The sequence below is a fragment of the Pseudoalteromonas fuliginea genome (assembly GCF_000690055.1).
Taxonomy (GTDB): Bacteria; Pseudomonadota; Gammaproteobacteria; order Enterobacterales; family Alteromonadaceae; genus Pseudoalteromonas; species Pseudoalteromonas fuliginea.
In genome coordinates, this window is record NZ_JJNZ01000096.1 from 1 (window position 1) to 12,872 (window position 12,872).

At 39.3% G+C, this 12,872-nt stretch carries 8 protein-coding genes and 8 tRNA genes; 13 read left to right on the forward strand and 3 right to left on the reverse strand.

Translation table 11 applies throughout. The features are described 5' to 3' along the window. The first annotated feature begins 300 nt into the window (after positions 1-300). Positions 301-2,577, forward strand: coding sequence for an acyl-CoA dehydrogenase (locus DC53_RS01435; protein WP_033032047.1), 2,277 nt, complete (start codon positions 301-303; stop codon positions 2,575-2,577). Positions 2,578-2,920: 343 nt separating this feature from the next. Here the strand turns inward: DC53_RS01435 and DC53_RS01430 are convergent, their stop codons facing one another. Both DC53_RS01430 and cysK read right to left on the reverse strand, forming a co-directional pair. Continuing rightward, a complete protein-coding gene (locus DC53_RS01430; RefSeq protein ID WP_033032050.1) occupies positions 2,921-3,355 on the reverse strand; it encodes a hypothetical protein in 435 nt (144 codons plus the stop codon). A gap of 146 nt (positions 3,356-3,501) precedes the next feature. Next, a complete protein-coding gene (gene cysK, locus DC53_RS01425; protein ID WP_007377974.1) occupies positions 3,502-4,470 on the reverse strand; it encodes a cysteine synthase A in 969 nt (322 codons plus the stop codon). A gap of 361 nt (positions 4,471-4,831) precedes the next feature. Between cysK and DC53_RS01420 the strand changes: the two genes are divergently transcribed. From DC53_RS01420 to DC53_RS01365, 12 genes are all read left to right on the forward strand, one after another. Further along, positions 4,832-5,983, forward strand: coding sequence for a dicarboxylate/amino acid:cation symporter (locus DC53_RS01420; protein ID WP_007377973.1), 1,152 nt, complete (start codon positions 4,832-4,834; stop codon positions 5,981-5,983). A 107-nt stretch (positions 5,984-6,090) separates the two neighbouring features. Further along, entirely contained in the window at positions 6,091-6,741 is a 651-nt protein-coding gene (gene uvrY / locus DC53_RS01415; protein WP_007377972.1) for a UvrY/SirA/GacA family response regulator transcription factor, read from the forward strand. A gap of 10 nt (positions 6,742-6,751) precedes the next feature. Beyond that, positions 6,752-8,575, forward strand: a complete 1,824-nt coding sequence (gene uvrC / locus DC53_RS01410; protein WP_033032052.1) for an excinuclease ABC subunit UvrC — start codon at positions 6,752-6,754, stop codon at positions 8,573-8,575. Positions 8,576-8,617: 42 nt separating this feature from the next. Continuing rightward, positions 8,618-9,163: a CDP-diacylglycerol--glycerol-3-phosphate 3-phosphatidyltransferase gene (pgsA, locus tag DC53_RS01405; protein WP_032827134.1), complete on the forward strand. Its 546-nt coding sequence runs from the start codon at positions 8,618-8,620 to the stop codon at positions 9,161-9,163. A gap of 212 nt (positions 9,164-9,375) precedes the next feature. Continuing rightward, positions 9,376-9,451 (forward strand) — tRNA-Gly (locus DC53_RS01400). Positions 9,452-9,482: 31 nt separating this feature from the next. Then, positions 9,483-9,556: transfer RNA gene (locus DC53_RS01395), tRNA-Cys, on the forward strand. Between the two features lie 37 nt (positions 9,557-9,593). Continuing rightward, positions 9,594-9,680 (forward strand) — tRNA-Leu (locus DC53_RS01390). A 64-nt stretch (positions 9,681-9,744) separates the two neighbouring features. After that, positions 9,745-9,820 (forward strand) — tRNA-Gly (locus DC53_RS01385). Positions 9,821-9,859: 39 nt separating this feature from the next. Beyond that, positions 9,860-9,946, forward strand: a tRNA-Leu gene (locus tag DC53_RS01380). A gap of 49 nt (positions 9,947-9,995) precedes the next feature. Next, a tRNA-Gly gene (locus tag DC53_RS01375) sits at positions 9,996-10,071 on the forward strand. A gap of 19 nt (positions 10,072-10,090) precedes the next feature. Further along, positions 10,091-10,164 (forward strand) — tRNA-Cys (locus DC53_RS01370). A gap of 38 nt (positions 10,165-10,202) precedes the next feature. Next, positions 10,203-10,289 (forward strand) — tRNA-Leu (locus DC53_RS01365). A gap of 829 nt (positions 10,290-11,118) precedes the next feature. On the opposite strand, the gene DC53_RS01360 is transcribed toward DC53_RS01365, so the two are convergent. After that, entirely contained in the window at positions 11,119-12,534 is a 1,416-nt protein-coding gene (locus tag DC53_RS01360; RefSeq protein WP_033032054.1) for an alanine/glycine:cation symporter family protein, read from the reverse strand. Positions 12,535-12,872 lie beyond the last annotated feature (338 nt).

Sequence of the window (12,872 nt, forward strand, 5' to 3'; positions counted from 1 at the left end):
CATAATGATATTTAAAATTATTTTCTCTAGCTAGAGATTGTCAGTGAAAACAAGGCTAATTTACGCGTCAACAGCGGGCCTATTGCAAGTAAATTCAACACAGTTAGCGCTGAAAATAGCTGCTTGAGATAGATTTATTATCCAGAGTCAAGCTTATTTAGCTCAAAGATAATAGTAGTGAATTTTTAAATAATAGAATGAATGCGTTGAGGCAATAGAGTCACTGCGCAAGGATTGTATTTAAACTAAGATGGGTCATAATTGAGCTACTATTTAATTCAATGTGTAAGGAATGTGCGCATGTCAGTATTTATTATTTTACTGGTTGTGGTGGTGGTTATTTTTGCAGTTAAAGATATACGCCTTAATCTGATCAGTAGACCCACGTTTAAAATGTTCAAAAAGGTACTTCCGCCGCTATCGCAAACAGAGCGAGAGGCGATGGAAGCAGGTGATGTTTGGTGGGATGGTGAGTTATTTAGTGGTAACCCAGACTGGCAAAAACTGCACCGCTTTCCTAAACCAGAGCTTAGCGATAAAGAAAACGCATTTATGGCTAACCAAGTAGAAACCTTATTGGCGATGCTTGATGATTATCAAATTGTACAAAAAGACAAAGACTTACCAAAAGAAGTGTGGGATTACCTAAAAACAGAAGGTTTTTTTGCACTGATCATTCCTGAAAAATTTGGGGGTCGTGAGTTCTCCGCAATTGCTAATTCAACGATAGTGTCAAAAATTTCGACTAAAAGTCTAACTGCCGCAGTCACTGTTATGGTGCCTAATAGCTTAGGTCCAGGCGAATTGCTTCTTCATTATGGTACTAAAGAGCAGCAAGATCGTTGGCTGCCAAGTTTAGCTAATGGCACAGATGTGCCTTGTTTTGCATTAACGGGCCCAGAGGCGGGTTCTGATGCTGGCAGCATTCCTGATTCAGGCGTGGTGTGTATGGGGGAGCACAATGGCGAGCAAGTAATAGGCCTGCGTTTAAATTGGTCAAAGCGCTACATTACACTTGCACCAGTGGCTACTGTACTAGGCTTAGCGTTTAAAATGTATGATCCAGATGCTTTATTAGGTGATAAAAAAGAGCTGGGTATTACGTGTGCGCTTATACCAACCGATCATCCGGGTGTTGAAACGGGTGAGCGTCATTATCCGCTTAATATGGCCTTTATGAATGGCACAACGTACGGTAAAGATGTATTTATACCACTGGATTGGATTATTGGTGGACAAGATTGCGCAGGACGTGGTTGGAGAATGCTTGTTGAGTGTTTAAGTGCAGGGCGTGGTATATCGCTACCAGCATTAAGTGCAGCAACCGGGCACTTAGCTTCAAAAATGACATCGGCATACGCCATGGTACGCCAGCAGTTTGGTGTATCTATAGGGCAATTTGAAGGTGTGCAAGAGGCACTTGCGCGTATTGGTGGTTTAACTTACACACTGGAGTCGTGCAGATTAATGACCGCAGGTGCGATTGATTTAAAATTAAGTCCGTCGGTTGTAACAGCGATTGCTAAATACCATATGACTGAAATGGGTCGTACGGTAATGAACGATGCAATGGATATTCATTCAGGTAAAGGAATTCAAGTAGGGCCTAATAACTATTTGGCGCATGGTTATATGGGGATTCCGGTATCAATTACGGTAGAAGGCGCGAATATTTTAACGCGTAATTTAATGATATTTGGCCAAGGTGCAACACGCTGTCATCCATTTGTTTTAAAAGAAATGGAAGCCGCTGCAATGGAAGATGACGACGCAGCACTTGAACAATTTGATGGTTTATTAATGAACCATATAATATTTGCAGCAAGTAATGCAGGTATGGCATTTGTGCATGGCTTAACACGTAGTTATTTTGCTAAAGCGCCTGTAGGTGGTGAAACGGCTGTTTATTATAAGCAACTGAGCAGAATGAGCCGAGGCTTAGCTATTTGCACAGACGTGGCTATGTTAATGCTTGGCGGTGAGCTTAAACGAAAAGAAATGATATCGGCACGTTTGGGTGATGTATTAAGTCACTTGTACTTAGCATCAACTGTTTTAAAACGTTATGAAGACGAAGGGCGCCAACAAGCTGATTTACCATTTGTAAAATATGCAATTGAGAACTCATTATTTGAAATTGGCCAAGCGTTTAATGGCTTCTTTAAAAACTTTTCAAATCCGGTTGTTAATTTTACCCTTAAACGTATCGTGTTCCCGCTTGGAAATCATTACCACAGACCAAGTGATGAAATAGTGCAAAGTATTTGCGAGCGTATGACTCAACCTGGAGTATTTAGAAACCGCTTAACGCATTTATGTTATGTAGATGAAAATGCAGGTACAGGGGTAATGGAAAGTGCATTTTTAGCTATGCATGATATGCAAGCGCAGTTTAAAGACCTAAAACAATGGCAGCGTAAGGGCAGTGTACCTGCAACGCTTGATATTGAAGGCGCTATAAATTATGCACTTGAAAATAAGTTGTTAGAGCAAACGGATGCTGATGCTATGCATCATGCTAATAAGTTACGAATGAAAGCCATTGCAGTTGATAACTTTCAACCAGGTGAGCTGTAGCGCAGTACTTTAAATACTAGGGCGTGTTGACCCTTCGTGGTTGAATTTGCAGCAGGCTGTTTGGTTTTTAGGCAAGGCAGAGCCTATGTAGTGTGGTTATTCCCCATAAATCGGCGATAACGCAGCATAAATGCCAAACATGCGCTGCCCTTTGGGTTCTTTCTAGGGACGATTAACTCTTTGTTGCTCGGTTTTTACTTAGCCCACTAGGTTACAAACCTCGCGCCGCGATTAAATCGCCCCTAGATTGAACAAACTTCAATCCACAAAGATCAACACGCCCTAGCTAAAGCGAAAAAGGCCTTACAAATGTAAGGCCTTTTTTATGTGTAATACATTTATTTTAACGAGCGTAAGGGTCGGCAACTATTTTATCTACGTACCATTTTCCTTTTTTACGAAGCATTTTAACACTGCGCATTTCATCAATTTTCCCGCCATTTAGGCTGCCAGTAAAAATCAAATTTATTTTAGCTTTATCACCATATTGTTCTCGTAAACTCATATTTGACATGTCGACTTCAATAACTACCTCATCATATTGCATGTTTATCAAGTTACGAGAGAATTGTTTAGCTGTTCCGTAAGATTTCATTATGCGAGTTAGGTTAGGTGTTGCCATTTTGCTGGCTTTTTGAAGGTCTTTTTGGTTATAAAGTGCATCAAAATAAGCGGTTGCTGTATCACCTGGACTATCGCTAGATATTTTGGCATCGTCTCCGCAACCTACAATAAATAGGCAAGTTATGACACTTAGAATAGTTAGTAGTTTTTTCATTGTTATCATTATTGTTGTTGATTAAGCTTTTTAAAGTGTGTGGCTAAATTATGAATATGTAAAGAGGGAGGCAATATTTAAGGGCTGATCTTTCGATAAATAATAAAAAAGGATGCCATAAGCATCCTTTTTTACACATGTGTAGATTACTGTACTAGCTCTTGTTCACTAAATTCTTCATCAAACATTGGGCTTGATAAGTAACGCTCAGTTGCACTAGGTAGGATAACAACAATATTTTTATCTGCGTTTTCAGGCTTTTCAGCAATTCGCTTAGCTGCAACAACCGCTGCACCTGAGGAAATACCCACCAAAATACCTTCTTTTTTCATTAACTGATGCGCCATTGCAATTGCGTCTTCGTTAGATACAAGCTCTGCGCCATCAATTAAGTCCATATCTAAGTTACCAGGAATAAAGCCTGCACCAATACCTTGGATTTTATGAGGGCCTGGTTTGATTTCTTCACCGGCAAGCGTTTGGCTAATAACAGGAGAGTTAGTTGGCTCAACCGCAATAGACTTAACGTTTACACCTTTTTCTGTTTTAAGGAAGCGACTAACACCTGTAATAGTGCCTCCAGTGCCTACACCCGCTACAAAAAAGTCTACTTTGCCGTCAAGCGCATCATAAATCTCAGGACCTGTTGTTTCAAAGTGAATTTTAGGGTTTGCAGGGTTTTCGAATTGCTGTAATAAAATATATTTATCAGGTGCCGTTGCTTGAATTTCTTTTGCTTTTTCAATTGCGCCATTCATACCTTTAGCACCGTCGGTAAGCACTAGATTTGCACCTAATGCTTTTAATAGCTTGCGACGTTCTAGGCTCATAGTATTAGGCATAGTAAGCGTTAACTTATAACCGCGTGCTGCTGCAACAAATGCAAGTGCAATACCGGTGTTACCCGATGTTGGTTCAATAAGCTCCTTACCTTCAACAAGCTGACCTGATTTTTCAGCTTCCCAAATCATTGATGCACCAATACGGCATTTGATGCTAAAGCTAGGATTACGAGATTCAACTTTAGCGTATACATTCCCACCTGTAACACGGTTAAGTTTTACTAGCGGCGTATTACCAATACTTAGTGAGTTATCTTCAAAAATAGTAGACATAATGTTCCTTTGGATACAATCTGATCAACGTGTTAATAGCCTTTGCCACTAACTATATAGACACACTTTACTGAGAGTTTAAAAAAACTAAAGTAAAGTTTGGCTATAACATATATCTATTGAGCTTATAACTAAGTGAAATTAAAATCCACAATAGCTGATACTTTAGTTATTAAAGGTGTGTACTAAATTTTTAAAGTAAGTGAGAGATGATTAGTTGAGCAATTTAAGTTAAAAATTAACTTAAAATAAGTGCAATTGATGTTTATTTGTGCAAATGAACTTCACTTGAACAGTTTTATGACACAAGCTAGGTAAAACATGATAAAAACACGTATCTAAATTCAATTAAGCAATCACAATGAAGTTAATCTTAAAATTAATTGCCGGTATTGTGGCCGGTATTTTAGTCGGACTTTACGTACCTATAACGGGTGTTGAACTTTTATTCACAGTAAAAGAGCTGATTGGTCAAATTATCTCCTTTACCATTCCACTTATTATTTTATTTTTTATTGCATCGGGTATTGCAGGCCTACCAAAAGGGTCAGGGCACTTACTTGGAAAAACCGTCGGCTTTGCTTATAGCTCTACAATTATTGCCGGTACACTTGCATTTTTATTAGTGAGTGCCGTTATTCCTTTTTTAAGTGGAAGCATTACGTTTGAAGCAGAAGTTGCTACTGAAATAGGTAGCTTTATTGATTTAGAAATTCCACCATTGATGGGGGTAATGACCGCGTTGGTAACTGCTTTTGTATTTGGTATTGGCATGAGCCAATTAGAGCTAGGTACACTGAAAAAAGTGTCTGATCAGGGGCGTGATGTTATTGATGGGCTTCTATCAAAGGTAATTATTCCTGCTTTACCATTTTACATTGCAGGTGTATTTGCCGAAATGACGGTGGCAGGCACAGTGGTAGATACATTGCAAACATTTGGTGTAGTACTAATTGCAGCGCTTGTTATGCATTGGTTATGGTTAAGCGTTTTATATATAGCGACAGGTATATTGTTAAAACGTAATCCAATCGAATTAGTTAAAAATATGCTACCTGCCTACTTTACTGCACTGGGGACAATGTCGAGTGCGGCAACAATTCCAGTTTCGCTACAATCAAGTAAAGCAAACAACGTAAAAGAAGATGTAGCAAACTTTACCGTACCACTGTGTGCAACCATTCATTTATCTGGCTCAACTATTACTATTGTAACGTGTGCAATGGCTGTTATGTTTTTATCGCCAAACATGGAAGTACCTTCATTAATGGGGATATTGCCATTTATTATGATGCTCGGTGTCGTTATGATAGCAGCACCGGGTGCTCCAGGTGGTGCAGTTATGTCGGCGCTTGGTTTATTAACAAGCATGCTTGGGTTTAATGAAGGAGCTGTTGCATTAATGATTGCTCTTTATTTAGCACAAGATAGCTTTGGTACTGCATGTAATGTAACCGGTGATGGTATCATTGCATTATGGGTTGATCGTTTTAGCGATAAAAAATCATCTTAAACTATTAGATTGAGACAATAATATTAGTTATTGTCTCGCTTTATATATGTTACTGTGGCAAATTAATTTATTAAATTGCATGTTGTTAGGTAAATGAGGATGTTCCATTGATTAATGTACTTTTAGTTGATGACCATGAACTTGTACGAACAGGCATCAAGCGCATTCTTGATGACGTACGAGGGTTTAAAGTAATTGGCGAAGCTAAAACCGGCGAAGAGGCTGTACAGTTTTGCCGTCAGCATGCGCCAAACATCGTATTAATGGATATGAACATGCCAGGTATGGGCGGATTAGAAGCGACTAAAAAGATTTGTCGTTACTGTCCCGATGTAAAAATTATTGTGCTCACTGTTAATTGCGAAGACCCATTTCCTAGTAAAGTAATGCAAATTGGCGCGCATGGCTTTTTAACTAAAGGTGCAGGTTCTGACGAAATGGTGCGTGCTATTCGCTGTGTTCATGCAGGTCAGCGATACATAGCTCCTGAAATAGCGCAGCAAATAGCGCTAGCGCAAGTGACCGGCCGTACAGATGAAAACCCTTTTCAGAGCTTATCTGAACGTGAGCTGCAAATTATGCTTATGATCACCAAAGGTGAAAAAGCACAAGATATAGCTGAACGTTTGAACCTAAGTTCTAAAACAGTAAATAGCTATCGTTACCGTATGTTTGAAAAGCTTAATGTAGGTGGTGATGTTGAGCTTACCCACTTAGCTATTCGTCATAAAATGATTGATATAGACGTGTCGTACTAACCTATAATTTATGTCTGAATTTGATCACGTACATTTCCTCAAAACGCTATCAAGCGAGCCTGGTGTTTACCGTATGCTTGATAGTGATAGCCAAGTTATTTATGTTGGTAAAGCCAAGCATTTAAAAAAGCGTGTCAGCAGTTACTTTAGAAGTAACATTACCGACAGTAAAACACGCGTTTTAGTGAGTAATATTTGTGATATTGACGTCACACTTACTAATACTGAAACCGAAGCGCTGCTGCTTGAAAATAATCTAATAAAAAAATATCAGCCTCGCTATAACATATTATTACGCGACGATAAGTCGTATCCCTATATTTTACTAACGAGCCATAAACACCCTCGTTTAGCGTTTCATCGTGGTAGTCGTAAAATTAAAGGCGAATACTTTGGGCCATTCCCTAGTGCAGGAGCTGTATCTGAAAGCTTGCGCTTAATGCAAAAAATATTTCCTGTTCGTCAATGTGAAGATGCCTACTACCGCGCAAGAAGCCGCCCATGTCTGCAATATCAGCTTAAGCGTTGCTCAGCTCCGTGTGTAAATAAAGTCACGGATGATGATTACAGCGAGCAAGTTGACTATGTCCGTAAGTTTTTAACGGGTAAATCTCACGAAGTTATTGCTGATTTAATAAAAAAAATGGAAGCAGCCAGCCTACAATTAAATTTTGAACTGGCGGCAAAAGTTCGCGACCAAATAATGCTACTTCGTAAAATGCAGGAGCAACAGTCTATATCTGGTAATTTTGCTGAAATGGACGTAGTTGGTTTTGCCCATTTAAACGGATTAAATGGCATTCATTTATTAATGATCCGCGATCATAAAGTACTGGGCAGTAAAACGTATTTTCCTAAAGTACCTAAAGATTCAAGTGAGCAAGAAATCCTAACCTCATTTTTAGGCCAATACTACTTGGCGCCTGGAGCAACAGGGCGTATTGCAAAAGAAATCATATTACCGTTTGAAATAGAAGAGAGCGATGCACTCGGCGAAGCACTCACACAAGTAAGTGAGCGCAAAGTAATACTTAAAGTAGTTATCCGTGGTGAGCGTGCTCAATACTTACAACTGGCCAACAAAAATGCATTAAACAGTATTGCAGTTAAGCAAAGTACCCAAGACTCTATTAATAAACGTTATGCACAATTAAAAGCAACACTGCGACTTGACGATATTACTCGAATGGAGTGTTTTGATATAAGCCACACCATGGGAGAGAACACTGTTGCAAGTTGTGTTGTGTTTGATTCTCAAGGACCAAATACTAAAGAGTACAGGCGCTATAACGTAACGGGTATTACCGGTGGTGATGATTATGCTGCAATGGAGTTTGCACTTAATAAGCGTTACAACAAATTAGTAGATGAAGACAAAATTCCAGACGTTATCTTTATTGATGGTGGTAAGGGACAACTTGGGCGCGCGGAGCAGTACTTTTCTAACTGGCCACATACAAAAATGCCTTTATTAGTAGGTGTCGCTAAAGGTACTAGCCGTAAGCCTGGCCTTGAAACACTATTAATTGACGGTGGTCGAAAAACCATTCCTATGGATTCAGATGCACCAGCGCTACATTTAATACAGCATATACGTGATGAATCTCATCGTTTTGCAATTGCAGGGCATCGTAATAAACGCCAAAAACAACGTACGCAATCACTACTAGAAGAAATAAATGGAGTAGGTTCTAAGCGTCGGCAAACATTATTAAAATATTTAGGGGGCATGCAGGGAGTAAAAGCTGCTAATATAGAACAGTTAAAGAAAGTTCCTGGGATCAGCCCTGACATGGCTGAGAAGATATTTAACCATTTGCATGACAAGGGCTAGCCCTACATGCGAATATAGCAAAAAAGACATATCCAAGTAGTTATGTGGAATATTCCAAACACACTCACAACATTTAGACTTTTTCTTATCCCCGTTTTTTTGGTGATATTTTATTTGCCTTATAGCTGGGCTTTTTTTGCTGCCGCCTTTATTTTTTGGCTTGCATCAATCACCGATATACTAGACGGTTATTTAGCAAGAAAGCTTGAGCAATCAACCCCTTTTGGTGCTTTTTTAGATCCTGTTGCTGATAAAGTAATGGTATGTGCGGCACTTGTAGCGTTATCTGATCAGTACCAGTCAATGTACATGACTATACCTGCTCTTATTATAATAAGCCGTGAAATTATAATATCTGCACTTCGTGAATGGATGGCAGAGCAGGGTAAGCGTGGTAATGTCGCTGTATCAAACATGGGTAAAATTAAGACGGCTGCACAAATGTTAGCCATTATCGGTTTGATTTGGCAATATGATACATGGATGAACTATTTAAGTTTTGGACTACTGTACATTGCGACCTTTTTAACCTTGAGTTCTATGATGCAATATTTACGTGCAGCATGGGGTGAATTGACTAAAAATTAACTCTAAATGTATAATAACGCACCGTTTTAGATAAAAAACAAGCAAACAGTTCAAAACTAGCATTTTTTGTATTGACGCGTTTAATAATCTCTGTAGAATGCGTCCGTGTTGAGAGGGCATAGCCCCCGAGATAAACGAAACGGTAATTAATCAGTTACCTAAATGTTCACATAAATCATCATGTGCTAATTCAAATAACTGATAAATAAAATGCGGTACTAGCTCAGTTGGTAGAGCGCGACCTTGCCAAGGTCGAGGTCACGAGTTCGAGCCTCGTGTACCGCTCCAAGTTTATCTTAAGGTTAATACCCCGTACTGGGGCGGAATGGCAGAGTGGCCATGCACCGGATTGCAAATCCGTCTACCTCGGTTCGACTCCGGGTTCCGCCTCCATTTCAACACTCCACACGCTTTAATTAGCAAACTCGATGCCCGAGTGGTGGAATTGGTAGACACAAGGGATTTAAAATCCCTCGACTAACAAGTCGTGCCGGTTCAAGTCCGGCCTCGGGCACCACTTTGTGGTTTAATTGCATTACCAAGTGTAATTTATAAAATGGTTAATTTAGAATTAATATGATGCGGTACTAGCTCAGTTGGTAGAGCGCGACCTTGCCAAGGTCGAGGTCACGAGTTCGAGCCTCGTGTACCGCTCCATATTAGTTTTATCCACTTGCTTTAAATAGCAAACTCGATGCCCGAGTGGTGGAATTGGTAGACACAAGGGATTTAAAATCCCTCGACTAACAAGTCGTGCCGGTTCAAGTCCGGCCTCGGGCACCACTTTAAATTATTTTACCAAGATAATTTAAAGTTGATAAAACAGTATTTTGCGGTACTAGCTCAGTTGGTAGAGCGCGACCTTGCCAAGGTCGAGGTCACGAGTTCGAGCCTCGTGTACCGCTCCAAATTATTTGGACACATTTAGGCGGAATGGCAGAGTGGCCATGCACCGGATTGCAAATCCGTTTACCTCGGTTCGACTCCGGGTTCCGCCTCCATATAATTTACTCCACACGCTTTAATTAGTAAACTCGATGCCCGAGTGGTGGAATTGGTAGACACAAGGGATTTAAAATCCCTCGACTAACAAGTCGTGCCGGTTCAAGTCCGGCCTCGGGCACCATCTTTATATTAAGCACTCCGCTTAAAAACCATTTAATACACCTTCTAATATATAAAAAATATCCAGCAAGAACCTGATTTACTATTTTTATGTTTTCTATGATTTATATTATCTTGATATGCATAATGTAATATCTCTAAACCCAATCTTATAACGTCTCAAATAAACCAGCCACACAACCCTTAGTGACGCGTGGCACCTAATACTAATTGTGCACTTTGAATTGGGGGCTAATCGTCATAGGCTTATGATGTCAACCCATAAAATAGACCGTGAGCTTTAGATAATTTAAAACAGTAAAGCAATTTACATATCTAGAGCAAACAGCCTTGAAAGCAAAGATCACGCACTCATGTACTGATAGCATAAAGTAATACCAATCCGCTTATATATAGGATCTATTTAACGTTAAGAAAATTACGCTAGAACTAGGCAAAAGTTTTTGTATCTGGTTGTTCTAAATAAAAATTTTTTAACGACGTTATAGTGCAATTTAATTTGTTAAATTGCTCAAAGATTTATGCAGGTTGGTATAATTATCGAATTGGTTAGTAATACATGTTCATTGGAAGTTAAAAATCACGGGTAATAGTAAGTCTAGAGTTATGGTGAAAACTCAAAATAGGCAATCAATAAAGCACTTATGCAGAATTATTGGCATTGAACACCTATTTTTTGTAGGTTGTCTTATCTAAGCTGATAATTAGATAATATCTATATAGTACATATCGTCCGTAACTGCTTTTCATTTATAAAGGGTAGAGTGACTTAATGTAAGTGCTTTTTATTTTAGAACTAAAAAAGCGAGCCGTAGCTCGCTGGTTGTTGTTTATTTCCAGGCGTCAGGATCGACCTCTTTAGCAAGTTTAGGATGCTTACTTTTGTCAAAGGTGGGTATTAAGCCCTTTTTGTGTTGTTCGTTATAGTCTTTTGAAAGCCATACAACAACACCTGAAAGCATAAATAGCGCTATAACGTTGACAATGGCCATTAAGCCCATTGATATATCTGCCAGCGTCCAAATTAAACCAAGCTCACCAACAGCACCAAACATCACCATACCTAAAACCACCAGTCTAAAGATAAACATACCTTTATTAGAGTTGTGCTCTAAAAACATTAAATTTGTTTCAGCGTAAGAGTAATTAGCCACAATAGAAGTAAAAGCAAAAAACAATATAGCAATAGCAATAAAGTAAGTACCCCAGTCGCCAACATGTTCTTGTAATGCTGCTTGTGTAAGTTCAATCCCCATAACACCAGATTCAGGTACTAATTGCTGCGATAGTAAAATAAGAGAAGCAGTCGCTGTACAAATAACAATAGTATCGATAAATACACCTAACATTTGCACATAACCTTGTGATGCAGGATGAGGAGGGTAAGGCGTCGCAGTAGCTGCGGCGTTAGCTGCACTACCCATACCGGCTTCGTTTGAGAATAAGCCACGCTTTATACCTTGGATCATAGCTTGTGTGACACCGTATCCAATAGCACCAGCACCAGCTTGTTCAATACCAAAAGCACTTTTTATGATAAGCACTAGCACATCTGGTAGAGCAGTAAAGTTAGTGGCGCATACATAAAGAGCAACCAGCAGGTAAGCTAATGCCATAAATGGCACAACCATTTCAGCAAAACGTGAAATGGTTTTTAGGCCACCAAAAATAATGATGCCAGAACCAATAACCAAGAAAATGCCTACTATATACTTAGGTACATCAAACGCGACTTCAAATGCTGCAGCAATAGAGTTCGACTGTACGGCGTTAAATACTAAACCAAAGGCTAAAATTAAACATAACGAAAATAAAACGCCCATCCAGCGTTTACCTAAACCATTTTGCATATAATAAGCAGGGCCACCTCTAAAATTGCCTTCGGCGTCTTTTGTTTTATAAGCTTGTGCTAAGGTACTCTCGGCAAAGCTTGTAGCCATACCAATTAAGGCTATAGTCCACATCCAAAAAATAGCACCTGGGCCACCCAAATATAAAGCAACAGCAACGCCAGCCATGTTACCCGTGCCAACACGTGCAGCTAATGAAGTACAAAAAGCCTGAAAAGATGAAATTTCGTTGTCGGCACATTTACGAGAGCCAAACATAACTTTGAACATATGTGGGAATTGCACAAATTGAATAAAGCCTAGTCGAAAAGTAAAGAAGAGGCCCGCTGCTATTAATAAGTAGACGAGAACTTGCCCCCATAGAAGGGCACTTATACTATTTATTATGTCTGTCATGGATACTGCCTAAATACATGAGTTAAAAAAAGTGACCGCAACTTATCACATCAAGATAAAAGTGTTTAGTTTTAAAGTTCAAAAACAGAGTTATCAACAGGGTTTTGTGGGTAACTTGTGTTTATCATGTGCGCTTACTTGGGGCTTAATTTTAATTACTATTTTATGCAAATAACGCTTGCGTAAAATCCGCCGCTCCCTATAATGCGACCCCACTGAGACGGGAAACGCCAACGCATAGCGAGGCACGAACTTCTCAGAGAGTTAAATAAAACTTCGGTTTTAAATCTTCCAAAAGAAAGTTTAAAACTAAGTATTGACTCGAAAAATAAAGGGTG

What these genes read in the sequence shown, in the direction of transcription:
- DC53_RS01360 (WP_033032054.1), bottom strand. Translation starts at nt 12,534, where the DNA reads ATGACAGACATAATAAATAGTATAAGTGCCCTTCTATGGGGGCAAGTT.
- DC53_RS01420 (WP_007377973.1), top strand. Translation starts at nt 4,832, where the DNA reads ATGAAGTTAATCTTAAAATTAATTGCCGGTATTGTGGCCGGTATTTTA.
- cysK (WP_007377974.1), bottom strand. Translation starts at nt 4,470, where the DNA reads ATGTCTACTATTTTTGAAGATAACTCACTAAGTATTGGTAATACGCCG.
- uvrC (WP_033032052.1), top strand. Translation starts at nt 6,752, where the DNA reads ATGTCTGAATTTGATCACGTACATTTCCTCAAAACGCTATCAAGCGAG.
- DC53_RS01430 (WP_033032050.1), bottom strand. Translation starts at nt 3,355, where the DNA reads ATGAAAAAACTACTAACTATTCTAAGTGTCATAACTTGCCTATTTATT.
- pgsA (WP_032827134.1), top strand. Translation starts at nt 8,618, where the DNA reads ATGTGGAATATTCCAAACACACTCACAACATTTAGACTTTTTCTTATC.
- DC53_RS01435 (WP_033032047.1), top strand. Translation starts at nt 301, where the DNA reads ATGTCAGTATTTATTATTTTACTGGTTGTGGTGGTGGTTATTTTTGCA.